General features: G+C 70.5%; 12 protein-coding genes. 6 read left to right on the top strand and 6 right to left on the bottom strand.

Annotated features, from left to right (window positions below; translation table 11 throughout):
- Window positions 1-261: 261 nt before the first annotated feature.
- Window positions 262-1,743, top strand: coding sequence for a serine/threonine-protein kinase (locus tag AC5JJ2_RS25805; protein WP_495860928.1), 1,482 nt, complete (start codon window positions 262-264; stop codon window positions 1,741-1,743).
- Here AC5JJ2_RS25805 and AC5JJ2_RS25800 read toward each other — a convergent pair whose 3' ends face one another.
- Genes AC5JJ2_RS25800 through AC5JJ2_RS25785 form a run of 4 tightly spaced genes read right to left on the bottom strand, consistent with a single transcriptional unit; the run spans window position 1,744 to window position 8,480 of the window.
- Window positions 1,744-3,102, bottom strand: a complete 1,359-nt coding sequence (locus tag AC5JJ2_RS25800) for a DUF1501 domain-containing protein (protein ID WP_495860927.1) — start codon at window positions 3,100-3,102, stop codon at window positions 1,744-1,746.
- Window positions 3,099-3,461, bottom strand: coding sequence for a hypothetical protein (locus tag AC5JJ2_RS25795; protein ID WP_495860926.1), 363 nt, complete (start codon window positions 3,459-3,461; stop codon window positions 3,099-3,101). Before AC5JJ2_RS25795 ends, AC5JJ2_RS25800 begins: the two co-directional genes overlap by 4 nt.
- Window position 3,462: 1 nt before the next feature.
- Complete coding sequence (locus tag AC5JJ2_RS25790; RefSeq protein WP_495860925.1) at window positions 3,463-4,326, bottom strand: ThuA domain-containing protein; 864 nt, start codon at window positions 4,324-4,326, stop codon at window positions 3,463-3,465.
- A gap of 53 nt (window positions 4,327-4,379) precedes the next feature.
- On the bottom strand, window positions 4,380-8,480 hold the full coding sequence (locus AC5JJ2_RS25785; protein WP_495860924.1) for a 3-keto-alpha-glucoside-1,2-lyase-like domain-containing protein: 4,101 nt from the start codon (window positions 8,478-8,480) through the stop codon (window positions 4,380-4,382).
- 403 nt (window positions 8,481-8,883) lie between these two features.
- Here AC5JJ2_RS25785 and AC5JJ2_RS25780 point away from each other — a divergent pair, with 403 nt between their 5' ends.
- Together AC5JJ2_RS25780 and AC5JJ2_RS25775 are read left to right on the top strand one after the other, a co-directional pair.
- Window positions 8,884-9,627: a hypothetical protein gene (locus AC5JJ2_RS25780; RefSeq protein WP_495860923.1), complete on the top strand. Its 744-nt coding sequence runs from the start codon at window positions 8,884-8,886 to the stop codon at window positions 9,625-9,627.
- Window positions 9,628-9,891: 264 nt separating this feature from the next.
- Window positions 9,892-10,764: an SDR family oxidoreductase gene (locus tag AC5JJ2_RS25775; protein WP_495860922.1), complete on the top strand. Its 873-nt coding sequence runs from the start codon at window positions 9,892-9,894 to the stop codon at window positions 10,762-10,764.
- 76 nt (window positions 10,765-10,840) lie between these two features.
- Here AC5JJ2_RS25775 and AC5JJ2_RS25770 read toward each other — a convergent pair whose 3' ends face one another.
- Window positions 10,841-11,608, bottom strand: a complete 768-nt coding sequence (locus AC5JJ2_RS25770; protein ID WP_495860921.1) for an SRPBCC family protein — start codon at window positions 11,606-11,608, stop codon at window positions 10,841-10,843.
- 191 nt (window positions 11,609-11,799) lie between these two features.
- On the opposite strand from AC5JJ2_RS25770, the gene AC5JJ2_RS25765 reads away from it, so the two are divergent.
- The 3 genes from AC5JJ2_RS25765 to AC5JJ2_RS25755 are packed head-to-tail and all read left to right on the top strand — an operon-like array spanning window position 11,800 to window position 16,198.
- Window positions 11,800-13,956: a glycoside hydrolase family 32 protein gene (locus tag AC5JJ2_RS25765; protein ID WP_495860920.1), complete on the top strand. Its 2,157-nt coding sequence runs from the start codon at window positions 11,800-11,802 to the stop codon at window positions 13,954-13,956.
- A gap of 23 nt (window positions 13,957-13,979) precedes the next feature.
- Window positions 13,980-15,305 (top strand): sugar porter family MFS transporter, encoded by a 1,326-nt coding sequence (locus AC5JJ2_RS25760; protein WP_495860919.1) that lies wholly within the window; start codon window positions 13,980-13,982, stop codon window positions 15,303-15,305.
- Window positions 15,305-16,198: a carbohydrate kinase family protein gene (locus AC5JJ2_RS25755; RefSeq protein ID WP_495860918.1), complete on the top strand. Its 894-nt coding sequence runs from the start codon at window positions 15,305-15,307 to the stop codon at window positions 16,196-16,198. Before AC5JJ2_RS25760 ends, AC5JJ2_RS25755 begins: the two co-directional genes overlap by 1 nt.
- A 92-nt stretch (window positions 16,199-16,290) precedes the next feature.
- Here the strand turns inward: AC5JJ2_RS25755 and AC5JJ2_RS25750 are convergent, their stop codons facing one another.
- Window positions 16,291-17,319 (bottom strand): AAA family ATPase, encoded by a 1,029-nt coding sequence (locus tag AC5JJ2_RS25750; RefSeq protein ID WP_495860917.1) that lies wholly within the window; start codon window positions 17,317-17,319, stop codon window positions 16,291-16,293.
- Between the last annotated feature and the right edge of the window lie 147 nt (window positions 17,320-17,466).

Below are 17,466 nucleotides of genomic sequence, written 5' to 3'. Positions count from 1 at the left end.
GCCGTCTCAACTGTACGCCGGGCAACCGCCGGGCCGAAAGGTCGCGCTGTCGTGCGATTGAAAAATGTACACGGCCCGGCCCGACGGAACGCACAACCTGCACGGCCTGTATGTTCGTTTGCGACGAGAGAATCGCGGCGAGGGCGCAACTACTTTGAGCGCCTGGAAGAATTGCATGTTCTACAGTTCGTTCAGTCGCCCACCGTCGCGGTCCGCGTTTCCTGACGAGGAGGCCGCGGCCGCATGTAGGCTTTGAACCTGATGTCGAACCGCCCACAGCCCGGACCCGCTCAGCCGACGATGCCGGCCACGCCGTCGCCCGTCCCGGTCAGCTCGCCGAACGCGCAGACGGTCGTGCAGCGGGCGGCCACGCCGGCGAACCTGACGCCAAAGCCGGCGGGCGTGTTGCCGCGGGCGGAGGACGGGCGGATCGGCGAGTACGAGACGCGGAAGAAGCTCGGGTCCGGCGGCATGGGCGTCGTATACCAGGGGTGGGACACGCAACTGCGGCGGAACGTCGCGATCAAGGTGCTGCTGCCCGAGTACTCGGCCGACCCGGAGGCCCGCGAGCGGTTCTTGCGGGAGGCCCGGTCCGCGGCGTCGGTGTCGCACGACAACGTCGTCAGCATCTACCACGTCGGCGACCACCACGGGGCGGCGTTCCTTGTGATGCCGCTGTTGAAGGGACTATCCCTCGAAGCGTTCTTCGAGAAGAAGGGCCTACCGTCGGTGCCTCAGGTCGTGCGGATCGCCCGCGAGATCGCGGCCGGGCTGGCGGCGGCGCACAAGCAGGGGTTGATCCACCGGGACGTGAAGCCGGCGAACGTCTGGCTGGAGTCGCCGAACGGCCGGGTGAAGATTCTCGACTTCGGCATCGCGAAGCCGGCGGACAAGGATCGCCGCAGTTCGATCACCGAGGCCGGCGTCGTCATGGGCACGCCGGCGTTCATGAGTCCGGAGCAGGCCCGCGGCCACGCCGTGGACGCCCGGAGCGACCTGTTCAGCCTCGGCGCGGTGCTGTACCGGATGTGCGTCGGCCAGGCCCCGTTCGTCCGGGCGACGGTCATGGACACGCTGACGGCACTCGTGTCCGAGGACCCGCGGCCGGTGCTAGAGGGCAACCCGGCGGTGCCGCCGCAACTGGCGGACCTCATTCACCGACTGCTGGCCCGCGACCCGAAGGCGCGGCCGGAGTCCGGCGAGGCGGTCATCAAGGAGCTACGGCAGATCGAGCGCGAACTCGCGGGCGGCACGCCGACGGGCGCGATCGGGGCGCAGGCGGCCGTCCGCATCACGGCCGAGGCGATTTCGGTCGTGCAACCGGACGACCCCGGCTTCGAGGTGGTCGAGGACGTGCCGACCGAGGTGGTGGCGAAGTACAAGCGGAAGAAGCGGAAGGCCGGGCCGAGCGGCTGGCTGATCGGCACGGCGGGCGTCGTCGGGGTGGCCGTGGTCGCGGTCGTGATCTACGGCGTGCTGAAGGCACTGGACCCGGCGAAGCCGGCGGAGAAGGCCGCGCCGGTCGAGAACGTGGAACCGGCCGCGAAAGTGCCGGAGCCGGAACAGAAGGAAGAGAAGCCAGACGAGAGACCGCCGCCGGAGCACCGGCCGATGTTCGACCCGGAGGGCCGGCCGCTGCCGCCGCCGCGGTTAGATCCGGAAGGCCGGCCGCTGCCGCCGCCGCGATTCGGCCCGCGGCCGCCGTTCGGGAAAGGCCCGCCCCCGCCGCGCGACCGGCCGTGATTACGCGAACAACTCTTTCACCGGCTTGCCACGGCTGATCGGCAGCGGCCGGTTCTGCGTGTCCCGCACTTCCAGGTCCGGGTCGAGGCCGAGCGCGTCGAACATCGTCGCCGCGAGGTCCTCCGGCGTCACCCGGCCGACCGTCGGCTGCGCCGCCAGCTTGTCGCTCGCCCCGTGGACGTACCCCTTCCGCGCCCCGCCGCCGGCCAGCACCGCGTTGTAGCACGCCGGCCAGTGGTCGCGGCCGCCGTTGCTGCTGATCCGCGGCGTCCGCCCGAACTCGCCGACCCACACCACCAGCGTCGTGTCCAACAGCCCGCGTTCTTCCAGGTCGTTGATGAGCGTCGGCAGCGTCAGGTCGGTGATCGGCAGTAGGAAGTTCAGCCGCTCGACGACGTTCTCGCCGCGGAACCCGTGGTAGTCCCACCCGCCGTTCGCCCCGCCGATGCTCCGGGCGAAGTAGACGTTGACGAACTTCGCCCCCGCTTCCACAAGTCGCCGGGCGAGCAGGCACGACTGGCCGTAGGTCGTGCGGCCGTACTTCTCTCGCACCGCCTTCGGCTCCTTCGTCAGGTCGAACGCCGTCTTGAACGCCGGGGACGTGAGCATCGCCACGGCCTTCTGGTACGACGCGTCCAGCCCCTTCGCGAGCAGCGACTTCTCCATCAGGTCCGACTGCGCGTCGATCAGGTCCAGCACCTGCCGCCGGTCCTCGAGGCGGTCCGGCGTCAGGCCGTCCGGCAGCGTCAGTTCCGGCAGCCGGAACCGCTCGGCGTTCGGGTCTTCGGTCACGAGCAGCGGGGCGTGCGTCTTGCCGAGGAAGCTGGCGTGCTGGCCGGGCGTGACCGACCCGTCGGCGATGACGTGCGGGAACGAGACGAACCCGGCCACGCCCTTCTCGGACGGGAGGAACTTGTTGACGACGCTGCCGAACGCCGGGAACAGTTCGAGCGAGTCGCGGAGCCGCTGGTCGTCCACGGCCGGCGGCACGCCGGTGAGGCTGTAGTAGCCCGCCGAGTTGTGGTTCTTCATCGCGACGGCGTGCTGCATGTTGCGGACGACGGTGAGCTTGTCCGCCATCGCCGCGAGCGTCGGCAGCTTCTCGCCGAACAGGACGCCGGGGACTTTCGTCTTCCGCGCGCCGAACCAGCCGCGGACGTTGTCTGGGGCGTCCGGCTTGGGGTCGAACGTCTCGTGCTGCCCCGGCCCGCCCCACTGGTGGAGGAAGATGATCGACTTGACGCGGGCCTTGCGGGCCGGCTTCTCGGCCGCCGCGAGCAGCTGCGGGAACGTGAGGCCGAACAGCGACGCCCCGCCGATGCGGAGGGCGGACCGGCGGGAGATGGTGGAAGGAGTCATCGCGATTGCTTCCGGGGAACGGAGTCGGCGTCTATCCATTCTTGCCAGGTTTCGATCTGGATGGCAAGCAAGACATCAACGATGTCTTCGCCTGCCATGCCGCGGGCACGCAGTTGATCGATGAAGCCGTTCAATCCGCGTGCGCCGGTTTTCAACCGGTACTTGCGAATCACGTTGAGGGAGTACCATTCGGGGCGTGCCTGTTGGGCGGCTTGAAACCCGCACCCGATACCGATGATCCAGTTCGTTACACTTTCGGGCTCCATCGGCCAGAAGTACATGCCCGGACGGAGCCGGGCGTTCTCGAACACCTCAAGCACTCTATTCGCCGCCGCCCATTGAAGTCGCGTGAGCGCCATGTCACTTCTTCGCCGGGGCCGGTTTCAGGTACGTCGGCAGCGCCGCCGCGTCGAGATCGACCTTCGCCCCGGCCGCCGGGACATCCTGGCCCGCGGCCCACAGGATGCCGTTCGTCAGGAACCGGCGGTAGCCTTCCTCCGCGAAGCTCGCGTGCAGGTGGCCGCCGGTGAACGAGAACGTCCGCCCGCCGCCGGGCCGCTCGAACGCCCACGCCACCACGTCTTCCAGGTCCGCCTTCTTCGCCGCCTTCGCCTTCGGGTTCCACGTCCGCAACAGCGGCGTGACGCCCTTCGCGCCCTCCGCGAACCGTAGGTTCCACAGCCAGCCGTCGTCGATCTTGAACGGCGTCACGCCGTGAAAGATCGGGTGCGCCGGGAAGTCCTTGAACTCGTGGACCCAGTGCGCCCGCTGCGAGAACTTGCTCTCCCACGCAGCCCCGGAGATTGCCCGCGCCCGGTCGCCGAAGTCCTTCGGGTAGTCGGGCACTTGATGCAGTTGCACGAGGCCGGTGCCGCCGTCGAGCAGCTTCTGGATTTGCTCGAACCGGTTCTCCTTCAGGAACGGGTGCTTGTCGCCGCCGTCGATGAGGAACACGACCGCCTTCGCCCCGGCGAACGTCTCCGGCTTCTTCGGCCAGTCGAGGGCCAGCACCGGCGCGACGCCCGGCGTCTGCCGCACGAGGTCCATCAGCACGGCGCACCCGCCGACGTACTCGTGCTCGCCGGGCTTGAAGTAATTCGACCCGGCGACGAACACGACCTTCGCGGCCTTCGGGTCGGTGGGAAGTTCCTCGACCGGCGGGGTCGCGCGGTCGGCGGCTGTCGCGAACGACGTGAGGCAGGCGAGCAGGAGGAGGGATCGCATGAGCGGCTCTCGGTGGGAGGGACGAAACCGAGAGGCATTATCGCCGGGCGGCGTCACGGCTTCAACTCGCGGACGGCGATCATCGCGAACTCGACCGTCGTTTTCGCGTCGCGGGCCTGCAGCGCGATCCGCCCCTTCGACAGCGGCTTGATGTCCCGCACGTCGGCCGTCTCCTTCCCGTTCACCCGGACCGTCTGCCGGTTCCCCTGGACGATCAGCTCCAGGTCGAACCACTCGTCCGCCTTCACGGGGACGCTACCGACGGCCTTCACCTCCGCCACCCGGAGCAGGCTGCCGGCCGGTTCCTTCGCCCGGCTGGTGGCGACTTGCGCCTCGTACCCCTCCGGCACGCCGCCGGGGCCGGGGCCGAACGGCGTCCGGGCCAGCACGCCGGCGTCCCCGCCGTCGTTCACCCGCACCCGGCACCAGACGTGGACGTTCTCGAAGTCGAGCTTCGTGTACAGGTGGGCCGGCCCCTTCCCGCGGCCGACGAGCGTGCCGGTCGGCGTCACCGCCCACCCGTCCCGGTGGTCCGGGTGCGGCTCCCACCACGTCTCGATGTTCCGGCCGTTGAAGATCGGGTAGAAGTCGTCGAACACGTTCCCGGCCCCGCGGTCGCGGCACAGCTTCGCCCGCCCCTTGTTCGTGCCGGCCGGGCCGAAGCTCCCGGCCGTGTCGAGCGTCAGCATCCCGTCCGCGATCGCCCCGGTCACGGTCGTCGCGTGGTCCCGCTTGTCGCGGTCCGCCTCCTTCCACTCGATCTTCCCGCCGCCCACCTTGCCGGTCACGACCAACTCCCGCGTGGCCGGCCCCTTGTCCACGACCGCCCCGGCGAAGGCGTTCCCGGTCCGCGACTCGATCCGCAGCTCGTAGAAGCTGGTCGTGCCGGCCCCGGTCCCGGTGTCGATGATCTTCACGCCCCGCCACGTCGAGCCTTCCGTGAACGGGTCGCCGGCCATCGGCGGCACGACCGGGGCGGGCGGCGGGGCCGGCGCGGGCGGCTTCGCCGCGACGGCCGGGTCCGGCCGGGCGACCTCCTGCACCGAGACGTTGCGGAACTGCATCGTCCCGCCGGAGACGAGGAACCCGACCCGCCCGGCCTTCCGGGCCAGCCCCGCCGCGAAGCCGGGCGGCACGCGGGCGGCGCGGTCGAGCTTGATCTCGGTCAACAGCCGGCCGTCCAGCTCGACCGTGCAGGCGTCCCCGACCACGACGACCTCGACCGGGTGCCACTGGTCGGTCGCGGCGGCCGCGAACCGCCCGGCCGGGGTCCGGCCGTCGTCCGCCAGCCAGTGGCCCATGCCGTTCGGGTCGTCGAACTTCAGGCCGCACGTCAGCCGGACGAGCGGGTGGTCGAGCAGCCGCTGCCCGGTCGCGTGCTTGAGCTGCTCGCCGGGGACGCCGCGGACGACGACCCCGCCGTGCGACGCGAAGTCGTCCCCGGAGAACTCGAACCGCAGCCGGTAGTCGGCGTAGTCCTTCTTGGTCAGCAGGTACGTCCGCTTCCGGAAGTCGGCCGCGGTCGCGGAGACGGCGGCGTTGTTCACCATGACCCAGGGCCCGGAATCGGCCGGTTCCGTCATCCAGTCGGTCGCGAGGTTGTCGTCCAGGATCGCCTTGTGACCGGCCGGCGGGACGAACGGCGTCCAGTCCAGGTGGGCCGGCAGCCGGGCGACGCGGCTCACGTCCGGCAGGCCGGTCCAGAGCGCCTGCCCGGTCGGCGTCGTGACCTTGATGTCGCGGAACCGGTAGCCCGACTCGAACGCGAGCAGGCCCACGTTCCCCCGGGCGACGGCGAGGCCGGTGGCCGTGAGCAGGGGTTGGGGGACGCGGCCGGCTTCGGCGATCAGGAACTCGACCCGCGGGCCGCGGACGCGGACGACGACGGCGTACCAGGCGTTCGGCTTCACGACGAACCCGGCGTTCGCGACCTCCGATCGCGCCGTCCCGTTCCAGTGGACGAGCATGACCCCCTTGTTGTCGGCGGAGGCGAGGTTGAGGACGTACCGTTCCGCGTCGGACGTGCGGAAGCAGAGGCCGAGTTCCGTCTTCGCCCGGCCGGTCCGGAAGAACTCCAGGGCGAAGTCGTAATCGGTCCACTCCGGCTCGCCCATCAGCAGCGTGGAGGTCTTGTCGAGGCCGGTCTTGGCCAAGAACAGCTCGTCGGTGGTGCGTTCCCACGTCCCGCCGACGACGGCGTGCGACCGGGACGGCGGGACGAACGGCGGGACCGGCGGCGGCGGGGTGCGGCCGATCGGCGGCCGCGGGTTCGGGAACGGCCGGCTCGGGCCGGGGGCCGGCCGCGGGTCGGGTTCCACGACCGGCGGCGGCGGGGCGGGCCGCTCGACGGGCTTGTGAACCCACGCGACCGCGCCGCGGCGGTCGGCCGGGATTTCCACCCGCTCGTCGGCCACGACCACCCCGGCCCGCCGGACCTTGAGCGCGAACGACCGGCGGGCGACGCGGACCCGCGCCCGGCCGGGGTCCGCGTCCGCCTCCACCTTCGCGGCCTCGCCGTCGATCAGCACTTCCAGGTTCGTCGGCGGGAACTGCAACACGAGGACGAACTCGACCGCCGGGGCCGGGGCGGGCGTCGGGGCCGGGCCGGCCTTGAACGCGCCCAGCGCGAACCCGAGGAGCAGCCCGCCGACGACCAGCCCGACGCACGCGGCCGGCAGCAGCCAGACGGGCCGCGGCCGGGGCGGGGGGACGGCGACCGTCGGCGGGACGGTCGTGGCCGGAACCGCCGTCGGGGCCGCCGCGATGTCCTGGAACGGCAGCGTCTCCTCCTGCGCCGTGGGGGCGGCCGGTACCGTTTCCGGGGCCGCCGGGACGTAGGGGGCCGTGGTCGTGCCGGCCGGGACCGACGCGGGGGCGGGGACGTAGGCGGCCGTGGTCGTGCCGGCCGCCGGCGGGACGGATTCGGTGACGGACTCGGGCGCGAACGGGAGCGAGGCGTCCGGCACCGCGAGGTACGGCGTCGAAACCGCCGGCGTTGCGGCCGCCGAACCTTCCGCCGCGGACGCCGGCCCGGCTTTCAGGACGGCGAGGACCTCGTCCGCCGACGCGGGGCGGTCGGCCGCCTTCTTCGCGAGCAGCCGGTCGATCAGGTCCGCCAGGTACGCCGGCAGGTCCGGCACGACGGTCCGCACGGCCGGCAGCGGGTCCGGGGTGGCCAGCTCCGTCAGGATGGCCATGACCCCCTCGCTCGCGCCTTCGTACGGCAAGTTCCCGGTCGTCAGTTGGAACAGGATGACGCCGAGCGAGTACAGGTCGGTCCGGTTATCGACCGGCTTGCCGCGGGCCTGCTCCGGGGACATGTACGCCGGCGTGCCGAGCAACTCGCCGGCCTTCGTCACCTCCGTCGTCCGCTCGACCGGGCGGGCGAGGCCGAAGTCGATCAGCTTGACCGTCGGCTTGCCGGTCCGGGCGTCCGTGCCGAGGTGGATGTTGCCGGGCTTCAGGTCGCGGTGGATCATCCCGGCCCGGTGCGCGTCCGACAGCCCCTTCGCGATCCCGAACGCGATCCGCCGGACCGCCTCCGCCGGCATCGGCCGCGGCCGCTTGTCGAGCGTCTGCCCGGCGAGCAGTTCCATCGTCAGGAACGGGACGCCCTGCCAGACGCCGCAGTCGTACACCTCGGCGACGTGCGGGGACCGGACGGCCGCCGTCGCCCGCGCCTCCTCCAGGAACCGCTGCCGCAGCCCGGCGTTCCCCGCGTACTTCGGCAGGATGACCTTGAGCGCCACGGTCCGCCGGAGCGTCGGGTCGATGGCGCGGAAGACCATCCCCATGCCGCCGTGGCCGAGCAACTGGACGACCCGGTAGCGGTCGAGGCTGCCGAGGTCGGTCGGCGTGTCCGGGGCGGGCGGGCCGAGGAACGACGTGTCCGGGCCGGGGGCCGCCGGCCCCCGCTTGCCGCGGCGGAGCAACTCGGCCACGAGCGTCTTGGCCGGCCCGGACGCGCCGACCCGGTGGGCGGCCCGGAGGTCGGCCAGGAGCGGGTCGGTCTTCAGCAGGCTCTCGGCCCGGTACGTGCAATCCGGGCAGCCGACGACGTGCTCGCGGGTGGCGTCCGGGTCCGGCCCGGCGTAGGTCCCGGTGAGCAGCTTCCGGAGGTCGTCCCCGGTCGGGCACGCGTGGAGGTCCGCCATGGTGTCTCGCTCCGAACCTGACCGTAAGGGTACGCGGACGGGGACAAACTCTGTCGAAAATTTCTCGAAGATTTCGGTCGAACCCGGCCGGGCGCAGCGGGTTGGAGAACGGCCCCAGGTGGGAGGGTGACGGGCCGCCGCGGAAGTCTAGCACATGACGCCGGTGGCGGCCCGCCCCGGCAACGACCCGCGCAACTCCCCCACCGCCGAATGTGCGTCGGGCTGCCCGCCGGCCGCCGCCACTCGGACCGTGGCCTCCGATTTCACCCCTCCGTTGTCGGGATTCTGCGGCGTCGCCCGGCGATTCTTCCCCTTCGGCACTTTCGCTGCACCCACCCCCGGCCGCCGTCCGCGCGGGCCGGGGCCGGCGGCGCGACCTTTCCCACCGGCCGAGGAGACGAACATGCGAACACGAATCGTCGGGGTCCTCGCCGCCGCGGGGGTGGCCGCCGTCGCGCTGGCGGCCCCGCAGGACCGCCCCGGGCAGACGCAGCCGGACCGGGCCAACCGGGCGGCGGACCAGCCGGTGACGCTCGACGGCGAGTGGACGGTGGTGAGCGCCGCCCGCGCCGGCGCGGCGGTGGACGGGGCGGACAAGATGACGGTCAGCATCAAGGGCAACACGGTCACGTTCAACAGCGCCGCGGCCGGCGGCCCGAACAAGATGCGGGCGATGCGGCTCGACTTCAGCGGCAACGGGCGGCTGACCGTCCGCGAGGCGAACGGGGACGGGAAGTTCGACACGCCCGGCGGGACGGGAACCACCGGGACCGCGCCGCCGGCGACCACCACCCCGCCGCCCGCGGGCGGGACCGACGCGAACCGCGCGACGGACGCGACCCGCACGACCACGGCCGGGGCGATGAGCGGCGTGTACGTGCTGACGCCGGACTTCCTGGCGATCTCCGTGTTCGAGCCGAGCGGCTCGGGCACGCGGACGGCCCCGGCGACCGGCACGGGCACGGGCACGAACCCCGGCACGACGCCCCCGGCGGACGCCCCCGCGCCGCCGGCCGGCGGGACGGCCGCGCAGCCCGGCGGGACGGGGCCGGGCGGCTCGGCCGGGATCACCGCCCTGGGGCCGCAGATGAAAACGCACGTCAGCGTCGTCCTGCGGAAGGCCGGCGCGGGCACGAGCCGGCCGTAAGGGCGACGACCCCCGGCGACGCCCGGCGGTCCGATGACGTGTCGCATGACGAGAGAGGCCCGGCGAGTGCGCTCGCCGGGCCTCGGAATTCGCACCCGGTCCCGCGGCGGGAACGGCCATGCGCGACGACGGGACGGGGCCTACTGTCGGGAGCGGCCCGGACGAGGCCCGATGACAAAAAGAACGGTGGGCCGAGGCGGCCGGGGCGACCGGCACGGTTCCTGCCCTGTCCCGCGGTTCCACCTCATCGAAGGCAGACCCCCCATGAAGACGCAGAACGAGCCGATGTCCCCGCTCCCGCCGCAGACGCAGCCGAAGCCGGGGTTGGACTCGGCGATGGACCCGCAACCCCGTTACCAGGCCCCCCTATACAAGGGGTCTGGGAAGCTGGCCGGGAAGGCCGCGCTCGTCACCGGCGGGGACTCCGGCATCGGCCGGGCCGTCGCCGTCCTGTACGCCCGCGAGGGGGCGGACGTGGCCGTCGTCTACCTGCCCGCCGAGCAGTCGGACGCGGAACAGACGAAGGCGGCCGTCGAGAAGGAGGGGAAGAAGTGCCTGCTCCTGCCCGGCGACGTGAAGGACTCGAAGTTCTGCACGCGGGCGGTCGAGGAGACGGTCAAGGCGTTCGGCCGGCTGGACGTGCTGGTGAACAACGCCGCCTACCAGGAGACGCGGGAGCGGCTGGAGGAGCTGACGGACGAGGACATCGAGACGACGTTCCGCACGAACATCTTCGCGTACTTCTACCTGGCACGGGCGGCCGTTGCGCACCTGCCGAAGGGCGGGGCGATCGTGAACTGCGGGTCGATCACCGGGCTGGAGGGGAACAAGACGCTGATGGACTACGCGAGCACGAAGGGGGCGATCCACGCGTTCACGAAGTCGCTGGCACAAAACCTGATCGAGCGGGGCATCCGCGTCAACTGCGTGGCCCCCGGCCCGATCTGGACGCCGCTGCAACCGGTGTCGAAGCCGGCCGAGAAGGTGGCGAAGCACGGGGCGGACACGCCGCTGAAGCGGCCGGGCCAGCCGGAGGAGGTCGCCCCGGCGTTCGTGTTCTTCGCGTCCGAGGCGGACAGCAGCTACATCAACGGCGAAATCCTCACCCTCCTCGGCGGCGAAGTCCGGGCGGGATAAGGCGGAACCCGGAGCGGGAGCGACGGGGCGTCTCTCGGAAACACCCCGTCGCTCCCGCTCCGGGTTCCACGGGCGGTTACTCTTTCTTCTCCCGCGCCCGGTCGCTCGCCTCGATCACCTGCTTGAACCGCTCCAGGTCCGCGCGGACTTGCTGGCCCGGCTCCTCGCCGAACAGCTTCGCGACGGCCGTGCCGACCTTGCCGAGCGGCGGGTCGTACTTCAGCGACACCCGCACCTCCGTTTCCTTCTTCCCAGGGATCGGGCGGAAGCGGACCGACCCGGCCGTGTCCACGTCCGACCCGGCCAGCGACTTCCACGCGATCACCTCGCCCGGCGTGTCGGTGACGAGTTCCGCGTCCCACACGACCCGCGTGCCGAGCGGCCCGCGGGCGGCCCACCGCGACCGCCCGTCGGTCGTCGTGTCCACGTCGATGAGGTGGGTCATGACCCGCGGCAGGTTCTCGAAGTCCCGCCAGAATTCGTAGGCGTCCTTCGCCGTCGCCTTGACGACGACCGACGCGTCCACCCGCGTCCCGTGCCCGGCGGCGACGGCCGTGTTCGGGGCGGTCGAATCGGCGGTGCTGAACTGCATCGCTTGATATGCGGGGCAGTGCCCGGTGGCGGCGCGGTAGAGCAAGTACCCGCCGGCGAGCATCGACAGCGGCGTCGGCCCGCGGCCGGTGAACCCGCAGGCGAGCAGCCCGCCGCCGGCGGCCAGCGACAGCCACCGCTCGACGGAACTGACGTTCGTAAACGTCGTCGGCAGCCGATCGACCGCGCGGGCGGCGAGGGAGTCGGACGGCCCGACCGACTTGACGGCCGTGGCGAGGAGGGTGGTAGCCATTTCGGGACCTCGGGGTGATGAATTTCCCCCCACATGACGGCAAATCATGTTCCAACGGTCCCCCTGTCGGGCGGGATGCCACCGTTTGGGGGCGGATGCTTTCATTCCGGCCGGAACCCCACACCTCCCTCCGCGCGGCGAAATCCAATACCTGTACGAGAACGGAACGCCCGACCCCTGGGGAACGACGCATGCGCCACCTCTTCCTCGCCGCCGCCCTCGCATTGTCGGCCGCGGCCGCCAGCGCCGCCGAGCCGGACCTCGTCGTCGCCGACTTCGAGGGGGACACCTACGGCAACTGGAAGGTCGAGGGGAAGGCGTTCGGCGACCGGCCGGCGAAGGGGACGCTGCCGAACCAAATGAAGGTGACCGGGTTCCGCGGGACCGGGCTGGCGAACAGCTACGCCGGCGGCGACGGCTCGACCGGCACGCTCACGTCCCCGCCGTTCAAGGTCGAGCGGGACTACCTCAACTTCCTCATCGGCGGCGGTGGCTTCCCCGGCAAGACGTGCATGAACCTGCTCCGCGACGGCAAGGTCGTCCGCACCGCCGTCGGGCCGAACGACAAGGCGGGCGGGAGCGAAGAGCTGGCCGCCGCCCACTGGGACGTGAAAGAGTTCAAGGGGAAGGAAGTCACGATTCAGATCGTGGACGCCGCGACCGGCGGGTGGGGGCACGTGAACGTCGATCACGTCGTCCAGAGCGACACGAAGGCCGGCCCGGAGGCGAAGGTCACGCCGCTCGTGGACCGGTCGCGCGAGATCGCTGTCATGACGAAGTACCTGTTGTTCCCGATCGGCAACGCGGCGAAGCCCGTGCGGATGACCATCGAGGTGGAGGGGAAGGTCGTCCACGACTTCGACATCAACCTCGCGGCGGGGAAGGCCGACTGGCTGGCCCACATGGAGGTCCACCCGTTCGCCGGCAAAACGGCGAAGGTCACCGCGAAGAACGTGGCCGAAGACAGCAAGGCCGTCGACGCGATCGTCGGGTCGGACGACGTGACCGTTCGTTACTCGCAGCCGCTGTACCAGGAGGCGCTCCGCCCGCAGCTGCGGTTCAGCCAGTTGAAGGGCTGGAACAACGACCCGAACGGGATGGTCTACCACGACGGCGAGTACCACCTGTTCTGGCAGTCGAACCCGTTCGGCCCGCAGTGGGGGAACATGTACTGGGGCCACGCCGTCAGCACGGACCTCGTCCACTGGGAGGAGTTGCCCTACGCCCTCTACCCGCGGACGATGGCGAAGAGCCACTGCTTCAGCGGCAGTGCCCACGTCGACGAGCACAACAGCGGCGGCTGGGGGGCGGGCGCGATGGTCGCCCCGTTCACCGACACCGGGGCCGGCGAGTGCCTCGCCGTCAGCACGGACAAGGGGCGGACGTGGAAGTACCTCGCCGAGAACCCGGTCATCCCGAAGCGGAAGGGCGAGGGCCGCGACCCGAAGCTCATCTGGTACGAGCCGGGCAAGCACTGGGTCGTCGCCGTCTACACGAAGATCGACAAGAAGGACTGCGTCGAGTTCTATTCCAGCAAGGACCTGAAGAAGTGGGAGAAGACCGGCCACGTCGAGGACTACTTCGAGTGCCCGGAGCTGTTCGAGTTGCCGGTGGACGGCGACGCCGGGAAGAAGAAGTGGGTGCTGTTCGCCGCGGACGCGCGGTACGCCGTCGGCACGTTCGACGGCAAGACGTTCACCCCGGACCACAAGGGCAAGCACCGCGTCCACCACGGGCCGTTCTACGCCCCGCAGTGCTTCAACCGCGCGCCGGGCGGCCGGGTCATTCAGGTCGGCTGGGCGCGAATCGAGATGCCGAACATGCCGTTCAACCAGGCGTTCAGCCTGCCCATCGAGCTGAAGTTGAAGACGACGGCCGCCGGCGTCCGCATGTTCGCCGAGCCGGTGAAGGAGATCGAAACCCTCCGCGGGAACGCCAAAACGGTAAGTGAAACCGTGACGGCCGAGAAGCCGCTGACGGTGAAGGCCCCCGGTCAACTGATGGACATCGTTCTGGAAGTCGAGCCTGGCGACGTGAAGGAATTGAAGCTGGAGTTCGGCACGAACGCGGTTTCCTACAACGTGGCGACACAGAAGCTGGTCGCGCCGCTGCCGGACGGGAAGCGGGAGGAGATCGCGCTGCCGCTCGTGGAGAAGAAGCTGCGGCTCCGCGCCGTGGTGGACCGGCCGATGTTCGAACTCGTCGGCAACGACGGCGCGGCCTACGTCACCGCGGCCCGCAAGGACGGCGGCCAGGAGATCGACGCCGTCCGCGTGTCGGCCGTCGGCGGGGCGGCGACCGTCTCGCTGACCGTCCACCCGATGCGGTCGATCTGGCCGAAGAAGTAACCCTCCCCTCCCCCGAGGCGGTCATGACCTCTCGCCTGTTCTACTGGGCGCTCACGTCGGCGCTCGCCGGGTTCCTATTCGGGTTCGACACCGTCGTCATCTCCGGGGCGGAGAAGACGATCCAGTCCCTGTGGGGCCTCAGCGACACGCTGCACGGGCTGGCGATGGGGTCCGCCCTGTGGGGCACGGTCGTCGGGTCGCTCGTCGGCGGGTGGCCGACCGACCGGCTCGGCCGCAAGAAGACGCTCCTCGCCATCGGCGCGCTCTACTTCGTCTCGGCCGTCTGGTGCGGCGTCGCCACCGACGTGTACCAGCTCATGGCCGCCCGGTTCGTCGGCGGCCTGGGCATCGGCGTCAGCACCATCGCCGCCCCGCTGTACATCTCGGAGATTTCCCCGCCGAAGCACCGCGGCCTGCTCACCGGCCTGTTCCAGTTCAACATCGTGTTCGGCATTCTCGTCGCCTTCCTGTCGAACTCGCTGCTGGCCGGCCTCGGCGAGCACGCCTGGCGGTGGATGCTCGGCATCGTCGCGATCCCGGCCCTCGCTTACACGGTGATGGCCCTCGGCATCCCCGAAAGCCCGCGGTGGCTGCTCGGCCGGCCGGAGACGCAGGCGGAAGGGCTGCGCGTCCTGAAACTCGTCAACGCGGACCTGTCGCCGGAGGAACTCGACCGCCTCGCCGATGAAATCCGCACGGCCGCGAAGGCCGAAACGGCCGCCGAGGGGTTCTGGACGGCCCGGCTGCGGACGCCGATCCTCCTCGCGTTCCTGATCGCGTTCTTCAACCAGCTCTCCGGCATCAACGCGATCCTGTACTTCGCGCCGCGGATCTTCGAGCTGACCGGCCTCGGCGAGAAGGCGGCCCTGCTCCAGTCCGTCGGCATCGGCGTCACGAACTTCCTCTTCACGTTCCTCGGCCTGTGGCTCATCGACCGGCTCGGCCGGCGGACGCTCTTGTACATCGGCTCGGTGGGCTACATCCTGTCGCTGGGCCTGTGCGCGTGGGCGTTCTTCACCGAGACGTTCGCGATCGTCCCGTACTGCATCTTCGCGTTCATCGCGGCACACGCCGTCGGCCAGGGGGCGGTCATCTGGGTGTTCATCTCGGAAATCTTCCCGACCCAGCACCGGGCGACCGGGCAGGCGCTCGGCAGCTTCACGCACTGGATTTTCGCCGCCCTGTTGACGACGTTCTTCCCGGCCGTGGTGTCCGCGTTCGCGCCGGGGGCGGTGTTCGCGTTCTTCTGCTTCATGATGGTGCTGCAACTCGTCTGGGTGGCGGCGATGGTCCCGGAGACGAAGGGCGTGCCGCTGGAGCAGATCGAGCAGAAGCTCGGGGTGCGGTGATGGCCGCGAAGTCGATCCTCGCGCTCGGCGAGGTGCTTTGGGACGTGTTCCCGGACGGGGCGAAGTTCGGCGGCGCGCCGGCGAACTTCGCGTGCGGCTGCGCCGGCCTCGGCGGTCCGCTCGCCCGCGTGGCACTCGCGAGCGCCGTCGGCGGCGACGACCTCGGTCAGCGGGCGGTCGAGCGGCTGGCCGAGCGCGGCGTGGACACGGCCCTCGTCGCCACGCGGGACCGGCCGACCGGGCAGGTGCTGGTGTGCCTCGATGCGGCCGGCCGGCCGAGTTACCAGTTCATCCCGGACCCGGCGTGGGACCACGTCCCGTGGGGCGAATCGCTACGAACTGCGGCAAGTGAAGCGGACGTGGTTTGTTTCGGCACGCTCGGCCAGTGGGCGGACGAATCCCGCCGCACGATCCGCGCCGCCGTGGCGGCCGCCCGCCCGGACGCGCTGCGAATTCTCGACATCAACCTACGACCGCCGTACTGGACGCCGGAGGTCGTCGTCGAGAGCCTGGCGCTGGCGAACGTGCTGAAGTTGAACGACGAGGAGCTGCCGATCCTGGCCGGCCTGTTGAACGTGGGTGGCGAGCCGGAGAACGTGCTGCGGGCGGTGATGGCCCGCCACGGCCTGCGGTACGCGGCACTGACCCGCGGGCCGAACGGCGCGGTGCTGCTGGCCGCGGACGGCCGGCGGAGCGAAACCCCCGGCGTGAGTGTGGCCGTTGCCGACACGGTCGGCGCGGGGGACGCCTTCACGGCGGCGTTGGCCCTGGGGCTAACCCACGGCCGAGGGTTGGACGCGATCAACGCATGGGCGACGGCCGTGGCCGCCTACGTCTGCACGCAGCCCGGCGGCACGCCGACGTTCCCGCCCGAGTACCGGCTGACGCCGTGACCGCGGCGGGTGAGAATCGGGGATGTGATTGCAAACTCTGTTTTCATGGGCGAAAGCCCCGGCACGGCCGTGCCGGGGCTTTCGCCCAAAAACTAAACGTCCCCCAGCAACTGCGGAACCTTCTCCCGCAGTTGCTCGATCTCCTGATGCGTCTCGCCGAGGTACGCGAGCAATCGCAAATCGTCCCGGCCGACCGTGCCGCCGCCGAACAGCCACGCCCGCACGCGGAGCAGCTTGTACAGCTTCACCAGCTTCCGGTCGCTGATGAAGATGCGGTCCTCGCGGATCAGCGTCTTCACCAGCCGCTGGAACTCGCGGAACACGTCGTCCGGGAAGAACAGTTGCCGGTCCGTCACCTCGTCGCCGTTCTTGTCCGCCGACCGGCGGGCGAACAGGTGCGTCAGGTAGCGGTTCGCCTTCAGCAGGTCGTCGAGCGTCGCGTGCCCCTCGACCCACGGCCGCTGGTTGAGGCCCTTGTACGCCTCGCCCCGCAGCCCGGCGTCGATCAGCTCCGGGAAGTGCGTGTCCTGCACCGGCCGGCTCATCACCTTCAGCACGAACCGGTCCTTGAGCGCCGCCAGCTCGCCCTGTTCGGGAATCTCGTTCGTCGCCGCGAACAGCACCCGCAGCGGGACCGGCTCGGGCTTCCCCTCCTGGTAGAACTTCTTCTCGTTGATGATGGTGAGCAGGATGTTGAGGATGGCCGAGTTCGACTTGAAGATTTCGTCCAGGAAGACGAGCTTCGCGGTCGGCAGCTTGCCCTCCTTCTTGCGGAGGTAGCGGCCTTCGCGGAGCTCCTTGATGTCGATCGCGCCGATGATCTCGCTCGGTTCGGTGAACCGCGTCAGCATGTACTCGAAGTAGTCCCCCTCGTCGAGGCCGAGGGCGTCCTTGAACTTCAGCACGATGTCCGACTTCGCCGTGCCCGGCGGCCCGACGAGCAACAGCGGCTCCTGGGCGACGGCCGCGATGACCATCAGGTCGAGGATTTCTTGCTTGTTGACGAAGAACCGGCCGAGCGACTGGCGGAACCGGTTGATCCGCGTGCGGAGGGCGTCCGCCTCCGGCTGCAGGTCCGCGAGGGTCAGGTCGTCGAGGTTGGGTTCGGCTTTCGGTGGCATAGGTGGGACATTCTATCGGTTCGTGGTGACCCCGAAACCGTATATAGCCGCCGGCTTGCCGGCGGGGTTTTGCGACTCCAAAACCCCGCCGGCAAGCCGGCGGCTATATACTTCTCGTCCCGAACCGCTGACTCGGGACGAGACCTT

Source organism: Limnoglobus sp. (genome assembly GCF_059499385.1).
Note: the sequence above shows the minus strand (reverse complement) of the source record. Positions and strands in the feature narration are given on the sequence as shown.